Genomic DNA, 26,307 nt, shown 5'->3' with positions numbered 1-26,307 from the left:
TCTACTTCCCCCAGCGCAGCACCAGCGGGTCCAGCCGCTTCGCCGTCTCGATCAGCCCGGCGCGCGTTGCAGGATGCATCGCCGGCAGCGGATGCCGCGGTGCCTCGCAAGCGATCACGCCGCCCTCCTTCATGAGCGACTTGCAGGCCAGCAGGCCCGCCTGCCGGTTCTCGTAATTGATGAGCGGCAGCCACTGCTGATAGAGCGCGAAGGCCTTGTCGCGGTCGCCCGCGCGGTGCGCTTCGATGATCGGGCGGATGCCGTCGGGATAACCGCCGCCGGTCATCGAGCCGGTCGCGCCGGCATCGAGGTCGGGCATCAGCGTGATGGCCTCTTCGCCATCCCACGGGCCTTCGATGGCGTCGCCGCCCAGGCGGATCAGCTCGCGCAGCTTCGCGGCCGCGTTGGCGGTCTCGATCTTGAAATACGCGACGTGCTCGATCTCCTTGGCCATGCGCGCAAGGAACGGCGCCGACAGCACCGTGCCGCTCGCGGGTGCGTCCTGGATCATGATCGGAATGCTCACCGCATCGGACAGTCCCGCATAGAACTCGAAGATCTGCGGCTCGGGCACGCGGAAGGTGGCACCGTGGTACGGCGGCATCACCATCAGCATCGCGGCGCCCATGTCCTGTGCGCGGCGGCTGCGCTCGGCGCAGACCTTGGTGCTGTAGTGCGTGGTCGTCACGATCACCGGCACGCGGCCCTTCACGTGTTCGAGCATCGTGCGCGTGAGCACCTCGCGCTCTTCGTCCGACAGCACGAATTGCTCCGAGAAATTCGCGAGGATGCAAAGCCCGTCGGAGCCCGCGTCGATCATGAAATCGACGCAGCGCTTCTGGCTTTCCAGGTCGAGCGCGCCCTGTTCGGTGAAGGTGGTCGGCACCACCGGGAAGATGCCGCGGTATCTGGGGGTCATGGTGTGTGTGGTCAGTGGGAATGACGGGGAACGGCGGAGCCTCTGCAGCCCACCAGAAAGTCGAAGTCGCAGCCTTCGTCGGCCTGCAGCACATGGTTGACGTAGAGCTTCTGGTAACCGCCGCCGCGCGTGCTCATCGGTTGCGCATCGGAGGCGGACAACGAGGCCAGGCGCGAGGCGAGCTCTTCGTCGCTGATGTCGAGATGCAGGCGGCCCGCATCGCAGTCGAGCTCGATCCAGTCGCCATCGCGCACCGCCGCCAACGGCCCGCCGTCCGCCGCTTCGGGCGCGACGTGCAGCACCACCGTGCCGTAGGCCGTGCCGCTCATGCGCGCATCCGAGATGCGCACCATGTCCTTCACGCCCTGGCGCAGCAGCTTCGGCGGCAGGCCCATGTTGCCGACCTCGGCCATGCCGGGGTAGCCCTTGGGGCCGCAGTTCTTGAGCACCATCACGCAGCTCGCATCGATGTCGAGCGACTCGTCGACGATGCGTTCCTTGTAGTGCTCCAGGTTATCGAACACCACGGCGCGGCCGCGGTGCTTGAGCAGTTCGGGCGTGGCCGCCGAGGGCTTGAGCACCGCGCCGCGCGGCGAGAGGTTGCCGCGCAGGATGCGGATGCCGCCATCGGCGATCAGCGGGTTGTCGAGCGGGCGGATCACCTCGTCGTTGAGGCTCGGCGCCTCGCGCACGTTGTCCCAGATCGAGTGGCCGTTGACCGTGAGCGCATCGGGGTGTGGCAGCAATCCGTTTTCACCGAGCCGGCGCAGCACGGCGGGCAGCCCGCCCGCGTAATAGAACTCTTCCATCAGAAAGCGCCCCGAGGGCATCAGGTCCACGATGGTCGGCGTGTGGCTGCCGATGCGCGTCCAGTCTTCCAGTTCGAGGTCGACGCCGATGCGGCCCGCAATCGCCTTCAGGTGGATCACTGCATTGGTCGATCCGCCGATGGCCGCGTTCACGCGAATCGCGTTCTCGAACGCCTCGCGCGTGAGGATCTTCGAGAGCGTGAGCCCTTCCTTGGCCATCTGCACCGCGCGCATACCCGACATCTGCGCAAGCACATAGCGCCGCGCATCGACCGCCGGAATCGCCGCGTTGTGCGGCAGCGAAGTGCCCAGCGCCTCGGCCATGCAGGCCATCGTCGAGGCGGTGCCCATCGTGTTGCAGGTGCCCGCCGAGCGCGACATGCCGCCTTCGGCCGAGAGGAACTGGTGCAGATTGATCTCCCCCGCCTTCAGCGATTCGTGCAGTTGCCACACGGCGGTGCCGGAGCCGATGTCCTTGCCGTCGAGCTTGCCGTTGAGCATCGGCCCGCCGGTCACCACGATGGCCGGGATGTCGCAGCTCGCGGCGCCCATCAAGAGCGCCGGCGTGGTCTTGTCGCAGCCGGTGAGCAGCACGACGGCATCGACCGGGTTGCCGCGGATGGCCTCTTCCACATCCATGCTCGCGAGGTTGCGCGTGAGCATCGCGGTGGGCCGCAGGTTCGACTCGCCGTTCGAGAACACCGGGAACTCGACGGGGAAACCGCCCGCTTCCGAAATGCCGCGCTTCACATGCTCCGCGATCTTGCGGAAGTGCGCGTTGCAGGGCGTGAGCTCCGACCAGGTGTTGCAGATGCCGACGATCGGCCGGCCGTCGAACTCATGGTCCGGAATGCCCTGGTTCTTCATCCAGCTGCGGTACATGAAGCCGTTCTTGTCGGCCGAGCCGAACCATTCGGTCGAGCGCAGTTTCTTCGGAGGGGTGTCCGGCATGCGAAAGTGTCCTGAGAGAAAAGAGAGAGAAAGAAAAAAGAACGTCAGCGCCGGGGTGCGCGCGAGGTGAAGAAGCGTTGCAGCAGGCAGAACACGAAGAGCAGCGCGCCGACGACGATGCGCGTCCACCATGAACTGAGCGTGCCGTCGAAGGAAATCAGCGTCTGGATGATCCCGAGCATCAGCACGCCGAAGAGCGTGCCCGCCACATAGCCCACGCCGCCAGTGAGCAGCGTGCCGCCGATCACCACTGCCGCGATGGCATCGAGCTCCAGCCCGAGCGCATGCAGGCCGTAGCCCGAGAGCATGTAGAAGGTGAAGATCACGCCGGCCAGCGCCGAGCAGAAGCCCGACAGCGTGTACACGCCCACGAGCGTGCGGCGCACCGGCAAGCCCATCAGCATGGCCGAATGTTCGCTGCCGCCGATGGCGTACACCGCGCGGCCGAAGGGCGTGCAGTGCGCGATGAAAACAGCGGCCAGCAGCACCACGATGGCGATCACAGCGCTGATCGAGACCGAGGCCTCGCCCCAGATCGGAATGCGGATCTGCGAAACCTCGGAGTAGAACTCGTTGGTGATGCTGATCGAATCGATGCTGATGAGATAGCAGAGCCCGCGCGCGAGGAACATGCCCGCGAGCGTGACGATGAAGGGCTGCAGCCGGAAGCGCTCGATGAGCAGGCCCATGAATGCGCCGAAGGCCGTGCCCATGGCCAGCACCAGCGGAATCACGATCGCCGGGCTCCAGCCGTGCTTCTCGACCAGCGAGGCCGACACCATCGTGGTGAGCGCGATCACAGAGCCCACCGAAAGGTCGATGCCGCCCGAGAGAATCACGAAGGTCATGCCAACCGCGACGACGATCAGGAAGGCGTTGTCGATCAGCAGGTTGAGGAACACCTGCGCCGAGAAGAAGCCGTCGTAGAACACCGAGCCCAGCGTTGCCATCAGCACGAACAGCGAGATGGTGGCCGTGAGCGGCAGGTACTTCGGGTTGAGCCCTGCCCTGCCTTTCCGAGGAGCGGGCTGGGCCGAAGGAGCAGCCGCAGTCGTCTCGATCACTGCGCTCATGCCCGTCCTCCCTCGTGCGCCGGCCGCTGCACCAGCGACCGCACTTCCGACCTGAACTCCGGCGACTGCAACAGCATCACCACGAACACCACCACCGCCTTCACCACGAGGTTGATTTCCGGCGGCACGCCGAGCGAATAGATCGCATAGGTGAGCGTCTGGATGATCAACGCGCCGATCACGCTGCCCACGAGGCTGAAACGTCCACCGGTGAGCGCCGTGCCGCCGAGCGTGACCGCAAGAATGGCGTCGAGCTCCAGCAACTGGCCGGCGTTGTTGCCGTCCGCGCTCTTCACGTTCGAGCTGATCAAGAGACCCGCCACGCCCGCGCAGAGGCCGCAGAACGCATACGCGCCGACGACGAGCCGCCGCGACTGGATGCCCGCCACGCGCGCCGCGGTCGGGTTGATGCCCACCGCCTGGATGAACAGGCCGAGCGCCGTGCGGGTGATTGCGAGGTACAGCAGCACGAACACCGCCGCCACGATGAACAGCGAGAACGGCAGGCCCAGCAGGTAGCCGCTGCCGAGGAAGAAGAAGGGCTTGTAGTAGATCGTGATGATCTGCCCGTCTGCGACGAGCTGCGCGATGCCGCGGCCCGCCACCATGAGGATCAGCGTCGCGATGATCGGCTGCATGCCGACCTTGGCGACCAGCAAGCCGTTCCAGAGGCCGCACAGCAGCGCGACGGCGAGCGCCGCAAGGATCGCGAGCGGCATCGGGAAGCGGCTCACGTCGCTCGCGACCGAGCCGCCGATCATCCAGGCGGCCACCGCCGCAGCGATGGCCACCACCGCGCCGACCGAGATGTCGATGCCGCGCGTGGCGATCACGAGCGTCATGCCGAGCGAGACCAGCACCAGCGGTGCCGCACGGTTCACGATGTCGATCAGGCTGCCGTAGAGATGGCCGTCGCGCCACTCGAGATGGAGGAAGCTGGCGTTGAACGCGGTGTTGATCGCGAGCAGAAGCAGCAGCGTGATGACCGGCCAGGCGAGGCGGTGGCTCATGAGTGATGAAAGGCGGTTCATGGCTTATGCCTTGCTCCTTCCCCTTCCGGGGGAAGGCTGGGATGGGGGCACGCGGCCTCAAACGCTGCGCGGTGGTGAAGGCCGCGCGCCCCCACCCCGACCCTCCCCCGGGAGGGGAGGGAGAAACACGAGGAGAGATCGAGGCGATTCATGCGGCGGCAATCATTTCGTAGACCTCGTCCTCGGTCGAACCACCTGGGAGTTCGCCCACCTTCTGCCGATCCCTCAGCACCACGATGCGATGCGCCACGCGCACCACTTCGCTCATCTCCGACGAGATGAAGACCACCGCCATGCCCGCTCGCGCGAGCCGCAGGATCTCTTCCATGATTTCCTGCTTGGCCGCGACGTCGATCCCGCGCGTGGGTTCGTCCAGGATCAGCAGGCGCGGCTCGGTCGCGAGCCAGCGCGCGATCATGGCCTTCTGCTGGTTGCCGCCCGAGAGCAGGCCGATGGGGGTTTCGACGCTCGCCGTCTTGATGCCCAGCGAGGCGACGAAGCGCTCGGCCATCGCGGTCTGCTCGGCGTGCGAGAGGAATTTCCGTGTGCCCAGGCGTGCCTGCAAAGCCAGCGCGATGTTCTCGCGCACCGACAGCTCGGCCACGATGCCGTCGGTCTTGCGTTCTTCGGGGCAGAGCGCGAGTCCTTCGCGGATCGCGTCAGCCGGGTTCGAGAAAGTGACGGAGCGGCCGTCGACCTTGAGCACGCCGCGGTCCGGCGATTCGAGACCGAACAAGAGGCGCGCGAGTTCGGTGCGGCCCGCGCCGAGCAGACCCGCGATGCCGACGACTTCGCCGGCACGCACGCGCAGGTCGGTGGCCTGCAATTGCCCGGCCTGGCCCAACCCCTCGGTCTGCAGCAACGCGGGCGCGGCCTCATCGAATGCCGGCAGCGCGGCGGGCCGTGCCGACTGCGCGGCCAGTTCGCGACCGAGCATCGCCGCGATCAGCGCCTGCGGCCCGAGGTCCGCCGCTTTCCATTCGCCCACCCAGTTGCCGTTGCGCAGCACGGTGATGCGGTCCGACACGGCATACATCTGGTTGAGAAAGTGCGTCACGAACACGATCGCGAGCCCCTCGCTGCGCAGGCGCCGCAGCACCTCGAACAGCTTCTCGACTTCGTCGTCGTCCAGGCTCGATGTCGGCTCGTCGAGGATCAGCACCTTCGACGACACGCCGAGCGCGCGCGCAATCGCCACCAGTTGCTGCACCGCGACCGAGTAGCTCGACAGCAGGCGCGTCACGTCGATGTCGAGCCCGATGCGCGCCAGCAATTCGGCCGCGCGGCGGTTCACTGCGGCCCAGTCGATGCGAAAGCCCTGCAATGCGCCGCAGCGCGGATAGCGCCCCGCGAACACGTTCTCCGCCACCGAGAGGTTCGGGCACAGGTTCACCTCCTGGTAGACGGTGCTGATGCCCAGCTTCTGCGCCTCCAGCGGCGAGCCGGGCCGAATGGCCTGGCCGTCGAAGAACATCTCGCCGCCGCTGGACGGCAGCACGCCGGTGAGCACCTTGATCAGCGTCGACTTGCCCGCGCCGTTCTGTCCCATCAGCGCATGCACCTCGCCCGGATACAGCCGCAGTTGGACATCGTTCAGCACCGGAATGCCGCCGAACTGCTTGTGGATGCCCCGCAGCTCGAGCACGGGGGCGAGGGTCGTGCGCTCGGTCATGCGGTCACTTGTTCTTGTTGTAGACGTCGATGAACACAGCCGCCAGCAGCACCAGTCCCTTGATGACCTGCTGGTAGTCGATGCCGATGCCCAGGATCGACATGCCGTTGTTCATCACGCCCATGATGAAAGCGCCGATCACCGCGCCCATCACGCGGCCCACGCCGCCCGAGGCCGAGGCGCCGCCGATGAAGCAGGCCGCGATCACATCGAGCTCGAAGCCGAGGCCCGCCTTGGGCGTGGCAGTGTTCAGGCGCGCCGCGAACACGAGGCCCGCGAGCGCAGCCAGCGCGCCCATGTTCACGAAAGTGAGGAACGCGAGCCGCTGCGTCTTCACGCCCGACAGCCGCGCCGCCTTCTCGTTGCCGCCCAGCGCATAGATGCGCCGGCCGATGGTCGTGCGGTTGGTGACGAAGTCGTACACCACGATCAGCACCGCCATCACCACCAGCACGTTGGGCAGGCCCTTGTAGGTGGAGAGCAGGTAGCTGAAGAACAGGATGATCGCCGCGAAGAACAGGTTCTTCACGAGGAAGAAAGCGTAGGGCTCCTGCTCCATCCCGTGCGCCTTGAGCTTGGCGCGCCCGCGCAGCTTGAAGAACACCAGGGCCGCTGCAGCGAGCGCACCCACGACCAGCGAGGTGGTGCGCAAGGTGTCGCCGCCCAGCGGATCGGGAATGAAGCCCGAGCTCAGGCGCTGGAACTCCACCGGAAACGGCCCCACCGATTGCCCGGCGAGCAGCGCCAGCGTGAGCCCCTTGAACACCAGCATGCCGGCGAGCGTGACGATGAACGACGGGATCTTTCGGAACGCGACGAACCAGCCCTGCGCGGCACCGATGACTGCACCGGCCACGATGCTGATGATCGCGGTCGGTATGAAATGCCATTCGTACTCGACCATCAACACCGCCGCGAGCGCGCCGATGAAGCCGCACACGGAGCCCACCGACAGGTCGATGTGCCCCGCCACGATCACCAGCAGCATGCCCAGCGCCATGATGACGACGTAGCTGTTCTGCAGCAACAGGTTGGTGAGGTTCAGCGGCCGCAGGAGCGTGCCGTCGGTCAACACCTGGAACAGCACCATGATCGCGACCAGCGAGATCAGCATGCCGTATTCGCGCAGGTTGTTCTTCAGGAAGCCCACATGCAGCTTCGGGGAAACGACAGGAGCGGCACCTTGCACCGCGTTGGCTTCAGGCTGCGACATGAACGGAACTCCCTGCGCTCACGATGGCATGCATGATGCGTTCCTGCGATGCCTCGGCCGCCGTGAACTCGGCGACGAAGCGCCCTTCGTTCATCACGTAGATGCGGTCGCACATGCCGAGCAACTCGGGCAGTTCGGAAGAAATCATGAGAATGCCTTTGCCCTCGTTCGCGAGCTGGTCGATGATGGTGTAGATCTCGTACTTGGCGCCCACGTCGATGCCGCGCGTGGGTTCGTCCAATATCAGCAGTTCGGGTTTGGTGAAGAGCCACTTGCTCAGCACCACCTTCTGCTGGTTGCCGCCCGACAGGTTGACCACCAGTTGCTCGACGCCCGAGCAGCGGATGTTCAGCGCCTTCCTGTAGTCGTTGGCGACCTTGAATTCGCGGCCGTCGTCGATCACCGAGCGTTCGGAAATCGCATCGAGGTTCGCGAGGCTGATGTTCTTGCGGATGCCTTCTTCCAGCACCAGCCCGAGGCCCTTGCGGTCTTCGGTGACGTAGGCGATGCCGTGGTCGATGGCCTTGCGCACGGTGCTCACGTCCACCGGCTTGCCGTGCATGAGCACCGAGCCGCTGATGCGTTGTCCGTAGGACTTGCCGAACACGCTCATCGCGAGTTCGGTGCGGCCCGCGCCCATGAGGCCCGCGATGCCGACGATCTCGCCCTGGCGCACATGCAGGTTCACGCCCTTGATCTGTTCGCGGTCGGCATGCAGCGCGTGGTGCACGCGCCAGTCGCGCACCTCGAACACCGTCTCGCCGATCTTCGGCGAGCGCTGCGGATAGCGGTGTTCCATGTCGCGCCCGACCATGCCGCGGATGATGCGGTCTTCGCTGATCGGGTCGCTGCGGCAGTCGATGGTTTCCACCGTCGCGCCGTCGCGCAGCACGGTGATGGAGTCGGCCACCTTGGCGATCTCATTGAGCTTGTGCGAGATGAGGATCGATGCGATGCCCTGGCGCTTGAGTTCAAGCAGCAGCATCAGCAGCGCATCGCTGTCGTTCTCGTTCAGGCTGGCGGTGGGCTCGTCGAGGATGAGGAGCTTCACCTCTTTTGCCAGCGCCTTCGCGATTTCCACCAGCTGCTGCTTGCCGACGCCCAGGTCGGTCACCAGCGTGGTGGGCAGCTCTTTCAGGCCCACCTTGGCGAGCAGCTCGCGCGTCCTCGCATAGGCGGCGAACCAGTCGATCACGCCGCCGCTCGCGATCTCGTTGCCGAGAAACAGGTTCTCGGCAATCGAGAGCAGCGGCACCAGCGCGAGCTCCTGGTGAATGATGATGATGCCCAGCTTCTCGCTGTCGGCAATCGTCTTGAAGCGGCGCAGCTCGCCCTCGAAATGGATCTCGCCGGTGTACGAGTCGCACGGGTAGACGCCGCTCAGCACCTTCATGAGCGTCGACTTGCCCGCGCCGTTCTCGCCGACCACCGCGTGGATCTCCCCCGCGCGCACGGCGAGGTTGACGTTGCTGAGGGCTTTCACCCCCGGGAACGTCTTGGTGATCCCGCGCATCTCGAGGATCGTGCGCCCGTCTGCGCTCACCGTGCTCACTTGACCTGGCTTTCCTTGTAGTAGCCGCTGTCCACCAGCACCTGCTTCCAGTTCGAGGCGTCCACGCTCACCGGCTTCAGCAGGTAGGAGGGCACGACCTTGATGCCGTTGTTGTAGGTCTTGGTGTCGTTCACTTCAGGCGTCTTGCCCGAGAGCATGGCGTCCGCCATCGCGACCGTCACCTTGGCCAGCTCGCGCGTGTCCTTGAACACGGTGGAGGTCTGTTCCTTGCGGAGGATCGACTTGACCGAAGGCACCTCGGCGTCCTGGCCCGAGACGATGGGCATCGCCTGCGTGCCCGAGCCGTAGCCCACGCCCTTGAGCGACGACAGGATGCCGATCGAAAGACCGTCGTACGGCGACAGCACCGCATCCACGCGGTCCTTCGTGTAGTAGGCCGACAGGAGGTTGTCCATGCGCGCCTGCGCCACGGCGCCGTCCCAGCGCAGCGTGCCGACCTTGTCCATGCCCATCTGCTTGCTGCGCACCACGAGCTTGCCGCTCTTGATGTAGGGCTCCAGCACCGACATCGCGCCGTTGTAGAAGAAGAAGGCGTTGTTGTCGTCCGGCGATCCGCCGAAGAGTTCGATGTTGAACGGGCCCTTGCCGCTCTTCAATCCCAGCGCCGCCTCGATCGATTGCGCCTGCAGCACGCCGACCTGGAAGTTGTCGAAGGTGGCGTAGTAGTCGACGTTCTTCGAGCCCTTGATGAGCCGGTCGTACGCGATGACCTTCACGCCCTTGTCGGCCGCCTTCTGCAGCACGTCGGAGAGCGTGGTGCCGTCGATGGCAGCGATCACCAGGACCTTCGAGCCCTTGGTCACCATGTTCTCGATCTGCGCGAGCTGGTTCGGGATGTCGTCGTCCGCGTACTGCAGGTCGGTCTTGTAGCCCTTTTCCTTGAAGTACTTGACCATGTTGGCGCCGTCGGCGATCCAGCGGGCCGACGACTTGGTGGGCATCGAGATGGCGATCAGGCCCTTGTCCTGCGCATTGGCCAGCGGCGTGAAGCCGACGACGGCAAAGGCGAGGCCCGCGAGCGAGGCCTTGAGGAAGTTGCGTTTCATGGTGCGATGAGTTCCGTCTTTGGGAGGTGGTTTCTGTCTTGTTCAATGAGCACCGCGCAGCCGGCTCTGCCGGCCCGCAGGTGTCGCCCCCTGCAAGGGGGAAGGCGCGCGCAACGCGAATCGCGCGCAGCCTGGGGGACTCAATACTTGCGGTTCGGGAATTCCTTGGCGGCCACTTCCATCGGGAAGATGCCTTCCTCGGTCACGATGCGCTTGGGCAGCGGCTTGCCGGCCTTGATGTCCTTCACCGCGCTCATCAGTTGCGGGCCGAGCAGCGGGCTGCATTCCACCGACACGTTGAGCTTGCCGGCGATCATGGCTTCGAACGCGCCCTTCACCCCGTCGATCGAGATGATGGTGATGTCCTTCGCGGGCTTCATGCCGGCTTCCTCGATGGCCTGGATCGCGCCGATCGCCATGTCGTCGTTGTGCGCGAAGAGCACATTGATCTTCTTGCCGTCGGCCTTGAGGAAGGCTTCCATCACTTCCTTGCCCTTGGCGCGGGTGAAGTCGCCGGTCTGCGAGCGGATGATCTTGAACTTCGGATCGGACTTGATGATTTCCTCGAAGCCCTTCTTGCGGTCGATGGCCGGCGCGGAGCCCACGGTGCCCTGCAGCTCGACGATGTTCACTTCGCCCTTCTGGTCCTTCATCTTTTCGACGAGCCAGCGGCCGGCCTTGCGGCCTTCCTCGACGAAGTCGGAACCCATGAAGGTCACGTAGAGCGTGTCGTCCTTGGTGTTCACCGAGCGGTCGGTCAGCACCACCGGGATCTTGGCGGCCTTGGCTTCGCGCAGCACGGTTTCCCAGCCCGATTCGACCACCGGCGAGAACGCGATCACGTCGACCTTCTGCGCGATGTACGAGCGGATCGCCTTGATCTGGTTCTCCTGCTTTTGCTGCGCATCCGAGAACTTGAGCTCGATGCCCGCCTCCTTGGCCGAGGACTTGATCGACTCGGTGTTGGCGGTGCGCCATTCGCTCTCGGCGCCCACCTGTGCGAAGCCCAGCACGAGCTTCTTCTGCGCGAGCGCGGACACGGGCAGCATGCTGCCCAGGGCGGCAGCGGCGAGTGCGGTGTTGAGGGTGCGGCGATTCATGGTCATGGGATGTCTCCTTCTGTGGATTTGCTTGTTGAGAACCGTTCGAGAACCGATTGTTGTGACGGCTCAGGCCAGCATGTAGCCGGTCTTCACCGTCGTGTAGAACTCCGCGGCGTGGCGCCCTTGTTCGCGCGGCCCGTAGCCCGACCCCTTGCGGCCGCCGAAGGGCACATGGAAGTCCACCCCCGCGGTTGGCAGATTCACCATCGTCATGCCGACCACGGCATGGCGCCTGAAATGCATCGCGTGCTTGAGCGAGTTGGTGCAGATGCCCGCGCACAGGCCGAAGGGCGTGTCGTTGCACAGCGCCAGCGCCTGGTCGTAGTCGTCGGCGCGCAGCACGCAGGCCAGGGGGCCGAAGATTTCTTCCCGCGCGATGCGGTGCGAAGGCTTCGCGAGAAACAGCGCCGGGCTCATGTAATAGCCGGGCGTCGAACGCTCGAGCGCCTCGCCGCCCCACACATGCTCGGCGCCTTCCTCGCGCGCGATGTCGACCCACGCGAGGTTCATCGCCAGGCGCTCTTCATCGGCCACAGGGCCGATGTCGATGCCGCGCTCCAGCGCATGGCCGATCTTCAGTGTCTTGAGCCGCTGCCGCAGCTTCGCCACGAAGGCGTCGTGCACCGCCGCCTCGACGATGAGCCGGCTCGATGCCGTGCAGCGCTGGCCCGCGGAAAAGTAGGCGCCCTGCACCGCGCAGTCGACAGCGCGGTCGAGGTCGGCATCGGCCAGCACGACGAGCGCGTTCTTGCCGCCGGTCTCCAGCTGCACCTTCGCGCGCCGGGTGGCTGCGGCCTGCAGCACGCGTTCGCCGTTGGCGGCGGAGCCGGTGAAGCTCAGCGCATCGACCAGCGCGCTGTCGACCAGCGCCTGGCCCACTTCGCGGCCGCTGCCCATCACGAGGTTGAAGGCGCGCCGCCGGCAGGCCTGCGCGGCTGATGATCTCGGCCAGCGCCCAGCCGCAGGCCGGCACCAGCTCGGCCGGCTTGAACACGACGCTGTTGCCATGGGCGAGCGCAGGCGCGATCTTCCAGGCGGGAATCACGAAAGGTGCGTTCCACGGCGTGATGAGCCCGGTCACGCCGACGGCCTCGCGCGTCACGTCGACCTGCACGCCGGCCCGTGTCGAGGCCATGTTCTCGCCACCGCCGCCGCGCAGCGCTTCGCCCGCGAAGAACTTGAAGACCTGGCCCGCCCGCGCCGTTTCGGCCACAGCCTCGGGCAGCGTCTTGCCCTGTTCGCGCGCCAAGAGCAGGCCCAGCTCGTCCTTGCGCGCCAGGAGCTCGGCGCCGATGCGGTCGAGCACGTCGGCGCGGCGCTGCGGGGTGCTGTGGCTCCAGTGCGGAAAGGCCTCGGTGGCCGCGCGGATGGCGGCTTCGGCCTGCCGGCGGTCGGCACGTGCGTACTCGGCGACCACCTCGCTGGTGTCCGAGGGGTTGGCGCTCATACCCGTGGTCGCGCTGGTTTCCCAGCGGCCGTTGATGTATTGCCGCACGTTCTGATGGATCTCACCGTGGATCACGAGGGCGCCGATCTTTCTTGTCTCTTTGTTTGAACTGGCGTGAGTCTAGGAACAGAATTGATATCGATCCAATCGTTTTTTCGACAAAATGCATATCGATCGCCGGATTCTGGAAAACCCGATGTACCAGGCACACCCCCAGTCTTCGCGCACTCCGTGTCGCTTCGCCAACCCCCTTGCAGGGGGCAACACCAGTGGCCCGGCAAAGCCGGTTCCACGGTGTTCCTGGAAGGGCCGCGTCAGTTCCACGGCGGCGTCTCGACATTACGCACAAGAAAACTAGATATGACCAACTACAACCACTGGTTCATTCGCGCGCGGCTCAAGACACGGCAGCTGCTGCTGCTGGTCGCGCTGGCCGAGGAAGGCAACATCCACCGCGCGGCGCAGGTGCTCAACATGACGCAGCCGGCCGCCTCGAAACTGCTGAAAGACCTGGAAGACGTGCTGGAGGTGCCGCTGTTCGACCGCCTGCCGCGCGGCATGCGGCCCACCTGGTACGGCGAAACCATGATCCGCCACGCCCGCGTCGCGCTCGCGAGCCTGAACCAGGCGCACGACGAACTCACCGCGCTCAAGGCCGGCCGCTTCGGGCAGGTGAGCGTGGGCGCGATCACATCGCCGGGGCTGGCGCTGCTGCCGCCGGCCGTCGCGATGGTCAAGCGCGAGCAGCCTGACCTGCGCGTGTCACTCGAAATCGAAACCAGCCCGGTGCTGATCGAGCGGCTCGAGCAGGGCAAGCTCGACATGCTCGTGGCCCGGCTCTTCGCCGAGCACGACAAGTCGCAACTGCGCTACGAGGCATTGAGCGAGGAGCCGGTGTGCGCGCTGGTGCGCCCGGGCCATCCGCTGCTCGGCGAGAGCGGGCTCACGCTGCGCGACGTGGTCGGCGCCGGCTGGATCGTGCCGCCCGCGGGCAGCGTGCTGCGCCACCGCTTCGAGCTGATGTTCCAGGAAGAAGGGCTCGCCCCTCCGACCAACACCATCGAGAGCTCGGCGCTGCTCTTCATCACCCGCATGCTGCAGCAGAGCGACATGCTGGCGGTGCTGGCGACCGACGTGGCGCGCTACTACGCGGCGCACGGCATCGTGTCGCTGCTGCCGCTGGACATGCCCTGCCACATGGACCAGTTCGGCATCATCACGCGCACCGACCGGCTGCTGTCGCCCGCGGCGCGGGTGATGATGAAGGCGCTCAAGACCGCCAGCATGAGCGTCTATGGACGCAAGCTGGAGATGGACTGATCAGGTCCAGCCGGCGTCCACGGTGAACTCCTGCGCCGTGCACATCTTCGCGTCGTCCGATGCCAGGAACAGCACCATGCGCGCGATGTCCTCCGGCATCAGCTTGTCGGGCAGGCACTGGTTGCGCTTGAGCGCTTTCTCGCCTTCGTCGTCGAGCCACAGCTTCACCTGCCGCTCGGTCATCACCCAGCCGGGCGACACCGTGTTGATGCGGATGCGGTCCTTGCCCAGATCGACCGCAAGCCCACGCGTGAGCCCGTTCACCGACGACTTCGCGATCGCATAGCAGGGGTAGCCCGAGCCCTTGCTTTGCCAGCCGGTCGAACCGAGGTTGACCACCGAGCCGAACCCCAGCCGCTTCATGCCCGGAACCACCGACTGGATCGCGAACAGCGCAGGCCGCTCGTTGATCGCCATGCGGTTGTCGTAGTAGTCGGGCGTGACCGATTCGAGCGTGTGGCGGTCGTCGCTCGCCACGTTGTTGACCAGCACCGCGAAGTCGCCAAGCGCGGCGGCGGCGTCAGCGATGGCGCCTTGCATCGCGCCGATGTCGCGCACGTCGCAGGCGCGCCACCACGGCGCGGCATGGCCGGCCTCGACGATCTGCTGCGCGAGCGCTGCGCTGGCGCTCTCGGCGATGTCAATGAAGGCCACCCGCGCACCTTGCGCCGCAAAGGCGGCGACGATGGCCGCGCCGATGCCGCTGCCGCCGCCGGTCACGAACACGGTGCGGTCTTTCAGGCTCGGATGGATCGAGAGTTGGGGTGAATTCAAGAAGGGTCTCCAGTGAGATGGAAAACTGACATTGCAAAACGCATATCAATCTATTCCATATTGTTTGATTTCAATTATCAATATGCCTTGATACGATCCGCTGCGTCAAGGAGACATGACAAGGAAAACAATGACGAACTACACCGCACCCTCGATTGAGGGCTCCCCCGAATGCATCTGGGCCGCCGAGGCGAACCTGGGCGAAGGCACTCTCTGGTCAGAGCGCGAGCAGGCGCTCTACTGGATCGACATCCTCACGCCGCGCCTGTTCTGGTTTCGCCCGTCCGACGGCGCGCGCCGGGCCTGGCAGTTCGATGAGGAGATCACCGCGATCTCGGAACGCGCGGAGGCGCCGGGGCTCATCCTCACGCTGCGCCGCGGCTTCGCGCTCTTCGACACGACGCAGTTGCCGGGCGCCGGCGCCAAGCCGCGCTACCTGCACCAGCCCGAACCCGAACGCATCAACAACCGCTTCAACGACGGCAAGTGCGACAGCCGCGGCCGCTTCTGGGGCGGCAGCATGGACTTCGACTGCAAGGCGCCCACCGGCGCGCTCTACCGCTACGACGCCGACGGCCGCTGCACGAAGCACGACGACGGCTTCGAGGTGACCAACGGCCCGACATGGTCGGCCGACGGCCGCACCATGTACTTCAACAACACGGTACTTAACAACCTCTATGCCTACGACTTCGACATGGAAGCCGGCACCGTGTCGAACCGCCGCGTGTGGCACCGCTTTCCCAAGCCGGACGGCTTGCCCGACGGCATGACCACCGACGCCGCCGGGCGCCTGTGGATCGCGCACTGGGACGGCGCGTGCGTCACCTGCCACGACCCGGAAACCGCGGCGGAGCTTGCGCGCATCGTGCTGCCCGCGAGCAACGTCACCGACTGCGCCTTCGGCGGCGCCGACATGCAGACGCTCTACATCACGACCGCGCGCAACGGCCGCACCGAAGAACAGTTGAAGAGCGAGCCGCTGGCCGGTGGTCTGTTCGCCGTGCGCATCGGCAGCCCCGGCGTGCCGGCCGCCTTGTTCGCGGGCTGAGCCCGGCAACCGTCCGAACCGAGCCCCTACCGTTCAGGCTGAGCCCCAACCCGTTCGGGCTGAGCTTGTCGAAGCCTCGCGCAGCGCTTCGACAAGCTCAGCGTGAACGGACTTTTACTCAGCCCGAACGGACGTTGACTCAGCCTGAGGTTATTCATCTTCAGCCGACGCTGAAGCGGTGTTCCGTCGTGCTGCGGAACACCTCGCCCGGCCGCAGCACGGTCGACGGAAAGCCCGGCTGGTTCGGCGAATCCGGGTAGTGCTGCGTCTCCAGGCAGAGACCATCGCCCTGCCGCAGGCTCGCACCTTGCGAGCCCATGAGGCTGCCGTCGAGGAAGTTGCCCGAATAGAACTGCACGCCGGGCTCGGTGGTGTGCACTTCCATCACGCGGCCGGAGGCTTCGTGCTGCAGGCGCGCGGCCAATGCGAGGCCTTCGCCGCCGCGGTCACCATCGAGCAGCCAGTTGTGGTCGTACCCGTGCGCGCGCAGCAACTGCTCGTGCCCTTCGCGGATGCGTTCGCCGATGCGAACCGGCGTCCGGAAATCGAAGGGCGTCGCGCCCACCTCCGCCAGACCGAGCGGGATCAGCGTCGCATCCACCGGGCAATAGCGGCTCGCGGGCAGCGTCAGCACATGGTCCATCACGGCGCCACTGCCGGCGAGATTGAAGTAGTCGTGGTGGCTCAGGTTCAGCACCGTGGGCTTGTCGGTCGTCGCACGGTAGTCGATGCGCCAGGTGTTCTCGGTCGCCGAGAGCGTGTAGCGCACGGTGAGCTGCACTTCGCCCGGATAGCCCTCTTCGCCATCGGCGCTCGTGTAGCGCAAGTCGATGGCGATGTCGCCGCGCGCGTCCTCCGCGGACACCGGCTCGATCTGCCAGAAGCGCGTGCCGAAGCCCTTCGCGCCGCCGTGCAAGGAATTCACGCCGTCGTTCAGGCCCACCTGGTGCGCGGCGCCATCGAGCGAGAAGCGCCCGGCCGCGATGCGGTTCGCATAGCGGCCGACGATGGTGCCGAAGTGCGGATGCGGCTTCATGTAGTCGTCGAGCGACGGCAGGCCCAGCACGATGTTCGCGGCCTGTCCGTCTCGGTCGGGCACGCGCAGCGCGGTGACGATGCCGCCGTGGTTGATGGCACTCAAGCTGAGGCCACGGCCGTTGTCGAGGGTGTATTCGGTCACGGCGCGCCCATCGGGCATGCGGCCGTATTCACGTGAGGTGATGCTGCTGCTCATTCAGATCCAGGTATGGGTGGAAACAACGCCTCGCGCGCGCACAGCGATGCGGTCTGCAGGCCGATGCGGTCGGTGAGGTCGTGGTAGGTGGGTGGCTCCGCCGCATGCGTCTTCAGCTCGATGCGGTGGCCGGCCTTCGCCACCGCATCGCCGAAGCGCTGCTGCAGGACGAAGGGCGTGTTCTTGTCGTCGCGGTTGCCGATCAGCACGATGCGCCGCGACGGGTCGCGCGCGATGCCGCTCACATGGTCGAGCGGATCGTAGAACTGCGTGCTGCCGGTGGTGTCGGTGCGGCCGCCCTTCGACATGCCCAGCATGCGCGCGCGTTCGAGCAATCCGTAGGCGCCCGAGGTCAGCACCGCGCAGGCCACGCGCGTGCGGCCCATGGTGAGCAGCGCGGCACCGGCAGTCGCGCCGCCGCTGTGGCCCAGGATCACGATGCGCTGCAGCTGGTGGCGCTGCATCAGCGCATCGAGCGCCGCATCGAGCGCGTGGAACTCCACGGGCTCGCGCCGCCTGCGGTGGTCGCCCGAGGAGCCATACGTGCCGGGCCGCGCCATGAAGATCCACGGCACGCCCGCGCGGTCGCGGCTGCGCTGCGAATCGAGCATGCGCAGCGCCTCGGTGTTGCCCGAAATGCGCGTGGGCGGCTGGTCCATCACGCTGTCGCGGTCGCCGGAAAACTGCACGATGGCCACGCGCGCGCCGTCGATCTCGTCGCTCGCGAAGTAGCGGATGCAGGCCGGCCCCTCGACCGGCTGCACCCAGAGGTAGCCGCGGCGGTCGGGGCAGTTCGCACGCACGGCCGACTGGTTCCAGTGCAGCACTTCGTCTTCGGCGGCCACCGGGCGCGCGGCCGGTGTGCCCGGCGCGCGCAGGTCGGCACCCGCGCGCTGCGCACAGGCGGCCTGCATCAACGCGAGCAGCACGAACGCGAGGCGCCGATGTCGCCAGAGGGCAGGCATGAAAGGCGGCGCCGTCACAGCTTCTTCAACAGCGAAGGGATGGTGCCGAAGTCCGAGCGGTCGCGGTCACCCTTCACCAGCAGCAGGTCGCCGTCGCGCAGGTACTCGCCGAGGTACAGGGTCAGCTCGGCCGCGTTGTCGAAATGCGGGCCGAGCAGGCTGGTGGGCACCTCTTCGCGCAGCCAGCGCATCTCGTCGCCGTGCGTCACCAGGTGCGCGATGCCCGAGGCCAGCAGCGGCTCGGCCAGCCCGCGGTGCATCGCCTCGGCCTGCTCGCCCAGGTTCACGATGCGCCCGAGCACGCCGACCTTGCGCGCGACCGGCGTGTTGCCGGACGGTGCGCGGTAGCTGCGCACGAAACTCATCGCGTTGCGCATCGACATGACCTCGGCGTTCCAGCTGTCGTCGACCAGCGTGACCAGCGCGCCATTGCGGGTGCGCAGCGGCTCCACCTGCATCACCGACGCGGGCAGCCGCACATTGGGCATGCGCGCGCTGGCTTCTTCGGCATCGAAGCCCATCGCCACGATCGCGGCGAAGGCCAGTGCCGAGTTGCGCACCAGCCCGATGCTCGCGACCGGAAACAGGTACTCGTGGATGCGCCCCTTGAAAGAGAGCCGCACCCGGCAGCCCGAGGATTCGGGCCGCGCATCGAGCAGGCGGATGTTGTCCCTCGGCCCGGTGCCCACGGTCCACACCTTCGCGGCCGTGCGCATCGCGGCCTTCACGACCTTCGCGAGGTGGGGAATGTGCCCGCTCACGACGGCGATGCCGCCGGGCTCCAGCCCGAGGAAGGCGCGCGACTTGTACTCGGCCGTCTTCTCCAGCGTGTTGGTCTTGGCGGTCTGCGAGAGCCCGACCTCGGTGAGGATCGCCACATGCGGGCGCGCCTCCAGCGAAATCGGCCCACGGTCCATCCACAGCGCGCTCTGCGCCATCTCGAGGATGCACACGTCCACGTCGGGCCCCAGGCTCGCCATGGCGCCGGGCACGCCGACGCGCGAGTTGTTGTTCTCCACCGTGGTGAGCACGCGCGCGCCCGGCGGCAGCAGGTCGCGCACCATGGCGATGGTGGACGACTTGCCCACCGTGCCGGTGACGCCCACCACCAGCCCCTTGTAGCGCGCCCGCGCGGCCGCGCCGAGCGAGAGCAGCGCACGGATCGGGTCGGGCACCTGCAGCAGCGGAAAGTCCGGCGGCAATCCTTCGACCGCGTGCTGCACGATCGCGCCCGCGCACTGGGTGTGCAGGCGCGGGAGGTCGTCGTGCTGGTCCCAGTCTTCCGGCGCGTGGCTGAAGTTCTCGTGCGCGGCCAGCGTGCGGTAGTCCGATGCGACGAACAGCGCCGGCCCCGGCCGCACCTTCAAATGCATCGGAAGGCGCACCACCGACTGCACCGACCAGCCCGCGGGCGGCGGCACCAGCCACTGGCCGCCGGTGATCTGCGCGAGCTGCTCGGCCGTCCACACCGGCCCCGGATCGCGGCTCGCGCCCGGCAGGTTGACCGACAGCACCGGCGCGCGGGTCTCGGGCAACGGCGCCGGCACGCCGGGCATGCGCAGGCCGCACCACACGGGAAGCCGCCGCGCCGCGGGCAGTTCGGGTGCGCCGCGCAGGCGCACTTCGAGCTGCAGCACGTCGCTTTCCATCTGGCGCGTGAGCGGCGGCCGCAGGCCGTAGCGGTCGCGGTAGATGCGCCCGGGGGTCCAGCGGCTGGTCGGCCACATCCAGTCGCAGGGGTCGTGGTCCATGCCGTCGCCCCACACCGGCATGGTCTTGCTGCGAACGGGCAGCGCACGGAACTGCAGCCGCAGGTCGGCCTCGACGGGCGCATCGACCGTCCAGAACGACTCCACCCACAGCAACTGGCGGCCGAAGACCTGGTTGGGCATGCAGCGCATGCCCACGAGGCGCAGCGGCCCGATCTTCAGCGGCGGCATGGCCGCGTCCGCGGGCACGGCATCGACGACCCAGCCGGGCCTGGCGGTGCGCAAGGGCGGCGAGGCGGGGCGAACCACCGCCGCATCAGCCGTCACGGGTTGCAGCGGTTGTTGCGGCAGCACCTCGCGCACGGGCGGCGCCAGGTGCAGCACGCAGCCACCCTCGGGCGTCGGAAAGACCTGCGTGCCCAGCGCGCGGCATTGGGCGGCGAAGTGTTCGCTCGCGGCGCGCGCGCGGTCGCCTTCGTACTGCTCCGAGAACCCGAAATCGACGCGGATGGGCGTGAACTGCACCCGCTCGACACCGTGCGCATGGAGCGTGAGCGAGAAGATGCCCGCGTTCCACGCATCGCCGCGCATCGCATCGAACAGCAGGTCGCCGGCGTCATGGATGATCGGCCGCCCGCGGTAGAGCTCGATGCCCTGCAGCACATGCGCCGAGGTGCCGAGGATGGCGTCGGCACCCGCATCGACGATCGCGTGGCCCACGGCGATCTCGGCGCGCGAGGGCACGGTCTCCAGGTTGTCGCCCCAGTGCACCGCCACCAGCACCACGTCGGCGTGCGACCGCGCCCGCGCGATGCGCGGCGCGAGCACCGCAGTCCATTCGGCGGGGTCGCTCAGCGACAGGTAGGCGCCGCCCGGATGCCAGGCCGTGGCCGCGAATTTCGGCTGCGTGGCATCGAGCGAGAACAGCGCCACCCGCACCTCGCCGGCGCGGGCCATCACCGGCTGCAGCGCGGCCTCGAGGTCGGGCCCGGTGCCCGCCGAGCCGATGCCCGCGGCGTCCAGCAGCGTCTTTTGCTCCAGCAGGGCCTGCGGGCCGTAGTCGCCGCTGTGGTTGTTGGCGGTGCTCACGAGATCGATGCGCGCGGCCGTCAGCACGTCGATCATCTCGGGCCGTGCGCGGTAGTAGTAGGCGCCGGTCTCGTCCTTGTCGGCGCCCTGCTCGCCGGTGGTCGCGACCACGCATTCGAGGTTGACGATGCGCAGGTCCGCATCGCGCAGCGCGGCGATGTTGCCGAGCATCGCCTGCGGTCCGCCCAGCTCGGCCACCCGGTAGTGCTGGCGCCGGCCCAGGTTCACGTCGCCGCCCCAGGCCACCACGCCGCTCGGGCCGCGCGGACCCGGTGCGGCGCCCGTCTCCGCAGCGCCGGCTTCGGCCTGCTGCGCTTCGCGGTTGCGCAGCATCCGGTGGTACGCGACATAGCCCGACAGGTAGTGCTCCACATCGTCGATGCGCACCCGGAAGCTGTGGTGCTTGATGAAGAACGAGCCTGCGATGCGGTCCGGGTTGCGGAAGAACATCGCCAGCTCGGGCCAGAAATGGCCATTGGCGAGATACCGCGCGCGGTGCTCCAGCGCGCGGTCGAACTTGTCGCGGTCAAGGCCCGCCAGCAGCGGGCGCAGCGCCGGGTCGGCATCGATGCGCAGGACCATCTCGCGCGCCGCCATCATCAATTCGAGCAGCGTCGGGAAGGTAGTGATTCGCTCCAGCACGAAGTCCAGGTACCCGGCCACGTTCTGCAGGCCGAACTGGTAGTAGCGCGTCTCGGGCCGGTAGCGCGTGAGCTCGTTGACGCAGTAGCTCAGCCAGTGGTCGTGCGCCTGCCAGTGCTTGGCGGCGATGAAATGGTCGAAGGCTTTCTCCACCACCGCGAGCCAGCGCTCGTCGCGCGTGAGCCCGTACAGGCGCATCAGCCCGAACGCGGCCTCGCCGTCGTAGTAGATGACGCGGAACGCATCCTTGATGTCGAGCTTGGGGAAGTTGAGCACGTGCACGAAGCGCCCGCTCTTCTGGTCCTGCATGGCGCGGATGCCGAGGGCCAGCTGCTCCATCAGCGTCATGTACTGCCGGTCGCCGGTGAGTTCGGTGTACTTCACCAGCGCGAGCAGGCACACCGCGTTGCCGCCGAGCTTGACCTCGTTGCCCACGTCCACCAGGAGCGCCGCCTGCGCGCCATCAGGCAATGGCACCTGCCGGATCAGCTTTTGCGTGAGGATGCCCAGCGAGCGGTCGATGGCCGCCTTCTGCGTGGCGCTGCGCGTGAGCTCCCAGGCTTCGAGCATCGCGTAGGTCGTGCTGGCGTGGCGCAGGGTGTTGTAGGTGGGAATGGCGCGGTCGAAGCAGGGAAACCAGCCGTAGTGGAATTCGCCGGTGGGCTTGACCTGTTCGGCGAGGTAGTCGCTGGCCGAGTCGATCAGGGTGCGCACCTGCCGCGCGTTCCAGTCGTCCAGCCGGCGAAAGCCCGCGGCCTGGCCTTCGGCGGTGATCGGCCAGGCGCCTTGGGCATCGATATACACCGCGCGGGTGGTGAAGCACCAGACGGGCGCGGCGTCGTCCGAGGGAAAGTCGATCTCGGTGCCGAAGCGGCGCTTGGCGTGCAGCCGCAGGTTCGCGAGGTTGGGCAGTGCATGCTCGACCTCGCCGCTGTAGAGCACTGCCGCGCCCTGCATCTCCTGCGCGAGCAGCGCGTGCTTGAAGTTGGCGTCGAAGGCGATGCCGAGGTTGAAGTAGTTGCGCTTGGTTTGCGCCAGCTTCGCCTTCAACTCGCCCCAGCTCATGGCCGTGACCTTGTCGACGATCTCCGCGCGCAGGCGCTCGAAAGGCCGGTCGCCGCGCTTGGCCTGAACGGCCGCCGCATCGGCGCCCCGCTTCCATGCGGTCTCGATGTCCGGTCCGCGTCCGGACACCACGCGGGCCCGGCTTTCGCCTTCGCCCATGGCGAAGAACACCACGCATCCCGCCTCCGCGGTGGCGGGCGATGCGGGAGGCAATGCGCCCTCGGCATCGGCCAGGGCAAGCCTGGCACGGTTCAACAGATCGGAGAGAGAGTTCGGTTCGTGAGTCATTCCACCGCGAATGATGACAGGGCACGACGCAGCCTGCCATCCCGATAACCCGGGACGTGGGCCGCTGCTCGGGGAGCCATTTATTCAGGTCGTGCTCAGGTAGCGGGTCTAGGGCCTGCGCACCCTGCGCGAGGGGTCGCGAAGCTCAGGCCCACGCCTCCATCACCGCCCCACGCACCGCATCGACCGACACGGCCCGCTTGCCATCGACCGGTGCGATCCAGCAGAGCCAGGTGTGCGACCGCCAGCCGTTCCAGATCGCAAGCTCGCCATTGCGCGCGCCCTGCTCCGCCTGGTCGAGCCGCATCAGCCCCGCGCCCATGCCGCTTGCGACCATGCTGCGGATCGCGCTTTCGCCATCGGCGGTGCGGCCCTGCTGGTACTCGCGGCCCGCGCTCGCGAACAGTTTTTCGAGGTGCACGCGCAGGATGCAGGACGTCGGCGTGCCCACCCATGGCAGGTTCACGAGCGCGTCGAGCGAGAGATCGGGGTGCGCCTGGGCCACCGGCAACGGCAGCACCACGGCCAGGTCGACCACGCTCAGGCGCCGCAACTCCAGGCCCTCGGACTGCTCGCTGTCGCTGAGCACATAGGCGCAGTCGAGCTCGCCGCGCTGCACGCCGGCCAGCGTCTCGAACGACAGCCCCTGCTTGAGTTGCAGCGTGACCTGCGGATGCCGCTCCGCCAGCTTCACCAGCACCTCGCCCAGTTTCAGCGACACCGGATCGACCACCGTGCCGAAGCGCACCACGCCCTGCGCCGCACCGCGCAACTGGTCGGCGGCCGAACGCATGCGCATGGCAGAGGCCAGCGTGCGCTCGGCCTCGTCGAGCAGGCTGTGGCCGGCTTCGGTGGGCACCATGCCGCGTGGGGTGCGGTCGAACAGCTTCACGCCCAGTTCGTCTTCCAGCGCCTTGAGTTGCGCGCTGACCGCCGGGGCGCTGGTGAACACGCGCTCGGCGGCGCGGGTCAGGCTGCCCTCCCTGGCGATGGCGACAAAGGTCTTGAGTTGGTAGAGCTCCATGGGGCAAATTGTGGGCGCTTCGGTCCGATTCGACCATTCGCTTTTTTGGAGGGGCCCGTCCAAAGAAGCGAATGGAAATCGGAGCCGCGAACCGCGATTCTTGGAGCCATTGATTCATCGCAAAAGGCTCCCCGTGTCGCTCACCATGTCTCCTCGTCAACGCCTGCTTGGCATCGCCGCCCTGCTGCTCGCCACCTCCAGCTGGGGTGGCATGTTCCTCGTCAGCAAGGGCGTGCTCCACCACGTCGAACCCGTGTGGTTCACGCTCACCCGCTACACCATGTCCGCGCTGCTGTTCGTACTGCTCATTCTTCCGCGCGGCATGGCACCCTGGCGCAAGCTCAAGCTGCATGCGGGGCCGCTGGCGCTGCGCGGATTCGCAGGCTTCGGCGTCTTCAGCGTGATGCTGCTGGTCGGCCTCGCGCACTCGGTGCCCTCGCACGGCGCGGTCATCGTGGCGACCACGCCCATGACCACGCAACTGCTGCGTTGGGCGCTCGACGGCGTGCGCCCCACGCGCTCGACGCTGCTGGCATCGGCGCTGGCGCTGCTCGGCGTGGCCATCGTGTCGGGGTTGCTGTTCGGCAATGCGGCGGCGGGCGAATCGACGCTCTTCGGCGACGCCGTGGCCTTCGTCGGCACGCTGGGCTGGGTCTGGTACACGCGCGGCGCCGCACGCTTTCCGGAGCTGGACGTGATCGAGTACAGCGCACTCACCGTGCTGGCCGCGTGGCCGCTGCTGCTGGCCGTCACCGTCGGCGCGAGCGTGCTGGGGCTCTCGCACATGCCGAGCGCCGAGGGGCTGCGGCTGTCGTGGGAGGCGCTGCTCTATGTGGGCCTGGTGTCTTCGGCCATCGCGGTGCTGGCTTTCAACTACGGCGTGAGCAAGCTGGGCGCGGTCACGGGCACGGCCTTCTTCAACTTCGTACCCGTGTCGGCGCTGCTGATGAGCATGGCGATGGGCAAGATGCCCACGGCAAACGAAGCCGTCGGCATGGCGATGGTGATCGGCGCGCTGCTCATCCATACCGCGGCCGGCCGCAAGGCTTCTGCGGCGCCGGCAGCAGAGGCCGTGCCGCCGCTCCAGAATCGCGGCACCTGCGCAGCCACTTCGTGACATGACATGAGCCAAGCCCAACTCTTCACACCCCTGCAACTCGGCCCGCTTCGCCTGGACAACCGCATCGTCATCGCGCCGATGTGCCAGTACTCCGCCACCGAGGGCACGCCCGGCGACTGGCACCTGATCCACCTCGGCCACCTCGCGCTTTCGGGCGCGGGGCTGATGATCCTGGAGGCGACGGCGGTGGAGGCCGAAGGGCGCATCTCGCCCGGCGACCTCGGGCTTTATTCCGATGCCAACGAAGAGGGCCTGGCCCGCGTGCTCGCGGCGACGCGGGCCCACTCCCCCATCAAGATCGCGATGCAGCTCGGGCATGCCGGGCGCAAGGCATCGAGCCGCGCGCCATGGGAAGGCGGCAAGCAGATCGCACCGGGCGAGCCCGGCGGATGGAAGGCATACGCGCCCTCGGCCGTGCCGCATGCGCCAACGGAAGATGCGCCCCTCGCGCTCGATGCCGCGGGCCTCACGCGCATCCGCAATGCTTTTGTCGATGCCGCACGGCGCGCGGCGAGGCTGGGTCTCGACGGCCTGGAGATCCACGCGGCGCACGGCTACCTGCTGCACCAGTTCCTCTCGCCGCTGGCCAATCACCGCGATGACGCATACGGCGGCAGCCTGGAGAACCGCATGCGTTTTCCGCTCGAGGTGTTCGATGCGGTGCGCGAAGCCTTCCCCGCCGACAAGCCGGTGTGGGTGCGCGCGTCGGCCGTCGACTGGGTGCCGGGCGGCTGGGACCTCGACGGCACCGTCGCGTTCGCCAAAGCGCTCGAAGCGCGCGGCTGCGCGGCGATTCACGTGTCCAGCGGCGGCGTGTCGCCGAAGCAGGCCATCGCGCTCGGCGCGGGCTACCAGGTGCCGTTCGCCGAACGCGTGAAGTCCGAAGTCGGCATGCCGGTCATCGCGGTGGGCCTCATCACCGAACCGCGCCAGGCAGAAGAGATCATCGCGAAGGGACAGGCCGATGCGGTGTCGCTGGCACGCGCGATCCTGTACGACCCGCGCTGGCCGTGGCATGCGGCCGCCGAGCTGGGCGCGCAGGTGAAGGCGCCGCACCAGTACTGGCGCTCGCAGCCGCGGGAGTTCAAGGACCTGTTCGAGAACGCGGCGTTCGGGGCGCGTTAGCAGACGAAGACCGGGTCCGGCTGCCCGGCTCTGCCTTACCATCCCGCCCGGCGTCATGGGCCCG

18 protein-coding genes and 1 pseudogene are annotated in these 26,307 nt (G+C 67.3%); 4 read left to right on the top strand and 15 right to left on the bottom strand.

Annotated features, from left to right (window positions below):
- Position 1: 1 nt before the first annotated feature.
- The 10 genes and pseudogenes from QF040_RS30715 to QF040_RS30670 all read right to left on the bottom strand — a co-directional run bounded on the left by QF040_RS30715 (position 2) and on the right by QF040_RS30670 (position 12,912).
- A complete protein-coding gene (locus QF040_RS30715) occupies positions 2 to 919 on the bottom strand; it encodes a dihydrodipicolinate synthase family protein (protein ID WP_306880250.1) in 918 nt (305 codons plus the stop codon).
- Positions 920 to 930: 11 nt separating this feature from the next.
- On the bottom strand, positions 931 to 2,679 hold the full coding sequence (locus QF040_RS30710; RefSeq protein ID WP_429614092.1) for an IlvD/Edd family dehydratase: 1,749 nt from the start codon (positions 2,677 to 2,679) through the stop codon (positions 931 to 933).
- A gap of 44 nt (positions 2,680 to 2,723) precedes the next feature.
- Positions 2,724 to 3,752: a galactofuranose ABC transporter, permease protein YjfF gene (gene yjfF, locus QF040_RS30705; RefSeq protein ID WP_429614091.1), complete on the bottom strand. Its 1,029-nt coding sequence runs from the start codon at positions 3,750 to 3,752 to the stop codon at positions 2,724 to 2,726.
- The gene (locus QF040_RS30700) at positions 3,749 to 4,783 is read right to left on the bottom strand and encodes an ABC transporter permease (RefSeq protein WP_429614090.1); all 1,035 of its coding nucleotides are present in this window, start codon (positions 4,781 to 4,783) and stop codon (positions 3,749 to 3,751) included. Before QF040_RS30700 ends, yjfF begins: the two co-directional genes overlap by 4 nt.
- Positions 4,784 to 4,931: 148 nt before the next feature.
- Positions 4,932 to 6,455, bottom strand: coding sequence for a sugar ABC transporter ATP-binding protein (locus tag QF040_RS30695; protein WP_429614089.1), 1,524 nt, complete (start codon positions 6,453 to 6,455; stop codon positions 4,932 to 4,934).
- Positions 6,456 to 6,459: 4 nt separating this feature from the next.
- The gene (mmsB, locus tag QF040_RS30690) at positions 6,460 to 7,668 is read right to left on the bottom strand and encodes a multiple monosaccharide ABC transporter permease (protein ID WP_429614088.1); all 1,209 of its coding nucleotides are present in this window, start codon (positions 7,666 to 7,668) and stop codon (positions 6,460 to 6,462) included.
- Entirely contained in the window at positions 7,655 to 9,181 is a 1,527-nt protein-coding gene (mmsA, locus tag QF040_RS30685; protein WP_041943335.1) for a multiple monosaccharide ABC transporter ATP-binding protein, read from the bottom strand. Before mmsA ends, mmsB begins: the two co-directional genes overlap by 14 nt.
- Before the next feature lie 35 nt (positions 9,182 to 9,216).
- On the bottom strand, positions 9,217 to 10,287 hold the full coding sequence (chvE, locus tag QF040_RS30680; RefSeq protein WP_013539577.1) for a multiple monosaccharide ABC transporter substrate-binding protein: 1,071 nt from the start codon (positions 10,285 to 10,287) through the stop codon (positions 9,217 to 9,219).
- Positions 10,288 to 10,427: 140 nt separating this feature from the next.
- Positions 10,428 to 11,393, bottom strand: a complete 966-nt coding sequence (locus QF040_RS30675) for an ABC transporter substrate-binding protein (RefSeq protein ID WP_429614087.1) — start codon at positions 11,391 to 11,393, stop codon at positions 10,428 to 10,430.
- Between the two features lie 63 nt (positions 11,394 to 11,456).
- Positions 11,457 to 12,912 (bottom strand): annotated as a pseudogene (locus tag QF040_RS30670) (aldehyde dehydrogenase family protein).
- 285 nt (positions 12,913 to 13,197) lie between these two features.
- On the opposite strand from QF040_RS30670, the gene QF040_RS30665 reads away from it, so the two are divergent.
- On the top strand, positions 13,198 to 14,157 hold the full coding sequence (locus QF040_RS30665; RefSeq protein ID WP_013539574.1) for a LysR family transcriptional regulator: 960 nt from the start codon (positions 13,198 to 13,200) through the stop codon (positions 14,155 to 14,157).
- On the opposite strand, the gene QF040_RS30660 is transcribed toward QF040_RS30665, so the two are convergent.
- Positions 14,158 to 14,931, bottom strand: a complete 774-nt coding sequence (locus QF040_RS30660) for an SDR family NAD(P)-dependent oxidoreductase (RefSeq protein WP_013539573.1) — start codon at positions 14,929 to 14,931, stop codon at positions 14,158 to 14,160. It lies immediately after the preceding gene.
- Positions 14,932 to 15,061: 130 nt separating this feature from the next.
- On the opposite strand from QF040_RS30660, the gene QF040_RS30655 reads away from it, so the two are divergent.
- Complete coding sequence (locus QF040_RS30655; protein ID WP_429614086.1) at positions 15,062 to 15,982, top strand: SMP-30/gluconolactonase/LRE family protein; 921 nt, start codon at positions 15,062 to 15,064, stop codon at positions 15,980 to 15,982.
- 160 nt (positions 15,983 to 16,142) lie between these two features.
- Here the strand turns inward: QF040_RS30655 and QF040_RS30650 are convergent, their stop codons facing one another.
- From QF040_RS30650 to QF040_RS30635, 4 genes are all read right to left on the bottom strand, one after another.
- Positions 16,143 to 17,216: an aldose epimerase family protein gene (locus QF040_RS30650; RefSeq protein WP_429614085.1), complete on the bottom strand. Its 1,074-nt coding sequence runs from the start codon at positions 17,214 to 17,216 to the stop codon at positions 16,143 to 16,145.
- Positions 17,213 to 18,181: an alpha/beta hydrolase family protein gene (locus tag QF040_RS30645; RefSeq protein ID WP_429614084.1), complete on the bottom strand. Its 969-nt coding sequence runs from the start codon at positions 18,179 to 18,181 to the stop codon at positions 17,213 to 17,215. Before QF040_RS30645 ends, QF040_RS30650 begins: the two co-directional genes overlap by 4 nt.
- A 14-nt stretch (positions 18,182 to 18,195) precedes the next feature.
- Entirely contained in the window at positions 18,196 to 22,974 is a 4,779-nt protein-coding gene (locus tag QF040_RS30640; protein WP_429614083.1) for a CapA family protein, read from the bottom strand.
- Positions 22,975 to 23,119: 145 nt separating this feature from the next.
- Entirely contained in the window at positions 23,120 to 23,998 is an 879-nt protein-coding gene (locus QF040_RS30635) for a LysR family transcriptional regulator (protein ID WP_429614082.1), read from the bottom strand.
- A gap of 145 nt (positions 23,999 to 24,143) precedes the next feature.
- Here QF040_RS30635 and QF040_RS30630 point away from each other — a divergent pair, with 145 nt between their 5' ends.
- A complete protein-coding gene (locus QF040_RS30630) occupies positions 24,144 to 25,115 on the top strand; it encodes a DMT family transporter (protein ID WP_429614081.1) in 972 nt (323 codons plus the stop codon).
- 6 nt (positions 25,116 to 25,121) lie between these two features.
- The gene (locus QF040_RS30625) at positions 25,122 to 26,243 is read left to right on the top strand and encodes an NADH:flavin oxidoreductase/NADH oxidase (protein WP_429614080.1); all 1,122 of its coding nucleotides are present in this window, start codon (positions 25,122 to 25,124) and stop codon (positions 26,241 to 26,243) included.
- Positions 26,244 to 26,307 lie beyond the last annotated feature (64 nt).

Origin of the sequence: Variovorax sp. W2I14, assembly GCF_050435205.1 — a bacterium.
GTDB classification, from domain to species: domain Bacteria; phylum Pseudomonadota; class Gammaproteobacteria; order Burkholderiales; family Burkholderiaceae_C; genus Variovorax; species Variovorax paradoxus_C.
This window is presented reverse-complemented; position numbering and strand designations above follow the sequence as displayed.

Bases quoted from the DNA above. Each gene is read 5' to 3' on its own strand.
- QF040_RS30665 (WP_013539574.1), top strand. From the start codon at position 13,198: ATGACCAACTACAACCACTGGTTCATTCGCGCGCGGCTCAAGACACGG.
- QF040_RS30710 (WP_429614092.1), bottom strand. From the start codon at position 2,679: ATGCCGGACACCCCTCCGAAGAAACTGCGCTCGACCGAATGGTTCGGC.
- QF040_RS30700 (WP_429614090.1), bottom strand. From the start codon at position 4,783: ATGAACCGCCTTTCATCACTCATGAGCCACCGCCTCGCCTGGCCGGTC.
- QF040_RS30695 (WP_429614089.1), bottom strand. From the start codon at position 6,455: ATGACCGAGCGCACGACCCTCGCCCCCGTGCTCGAGCTGCGGGGCATC.
- QF040_RS30655 (WP_429614086.1), top strand. From the start codon at position 15,062: ATGACGAACTACACCGCACCCTCGATTGAGGGCTCCCCCGAATGCATC.
- QF040_RS30650 (WP_429614085.1), bottom strand. From the start codon at position 17,216: ATGAGCAGCAGCATCACCTCACGTGAATACGGCCGCATGCCCGATGGG.
- QF040_RS30675 (WP_429614087.1), bottom strand. From the start codon at position 11,393: ATGACCATGAATCGCCGCACCCTCAACACCGCACTCGCCGCTGCCGCC.
- QF040_RS30715 (WP_306880250.1), bottom strand. From the start codon at position 919: ATGACCCCCAGATACCGCGGCATCTTCCCGGTGGTGCCGACCACCTTC.
- chvE (WP_013539577.1), bottom strand. From the start codon at position 10,287: ATGAAACGCAACTTCCTCAAGGCCTCGCTCGCGGGCCTCGCCTTTGCC.
- mmsB (WP_429614088.1), bottom strand. From the start codon at position 7,668: ATGTCGCAGCCTGAAGCCAACGCGGTGCAAGGTGCCGCTCCTGTCGTT.
- mmsA (WP_041943335.1), bottom strand. From the start codon at position 9,181: ATGCGCGGGATCACCAAGACGTTCCCGGGGGTGAAAGCCCTCAGCAAC.
- QF040_RS30630 (WP_429614081.1), top strand. From the start codon at position 24,144: ATGTCTCCTCGTCAACGCCTGCTTGGCATCGCCGCCCTGCTGCTCGCC.
- yjfF (WP_429614091.1), bottom strand. From the start codon at position 3,752: ATGAGCGCAGTGATCGAGACGACTGCGGCTGCTCCTTCGGCCCAGCCC.
- QF040_RS30635 (WP_429614082.1), bottom strand. From the start codon at position 23,998: ATGGAGCTCTACCAACTCAAGACCTTTGTCGCCATCGCCAGGGAGGGC.
- QF040_RS30645 (WP_429614084.1), bottom strand. From the start codon at position 18,181: ATGCCTGCCCTCTGGCGACATCGGCGCCTCGCGTTCGTGCTGCTCGCG.
- QF040_RS30625 (WP_429614080.1), top strand. From the start codon at position 25,122: ATGAGCCAAGCCCAACTCTTCACACCCCTGCAACTCGGCCCGCTTCGC.
- QF040_RS30640 (WP_429614083.1), bottom strand. From the start codon at position 22,974: ATGACTCACGAACCGAACTCTCTCTCCGATCTGTTGAACCGTGCCAGG.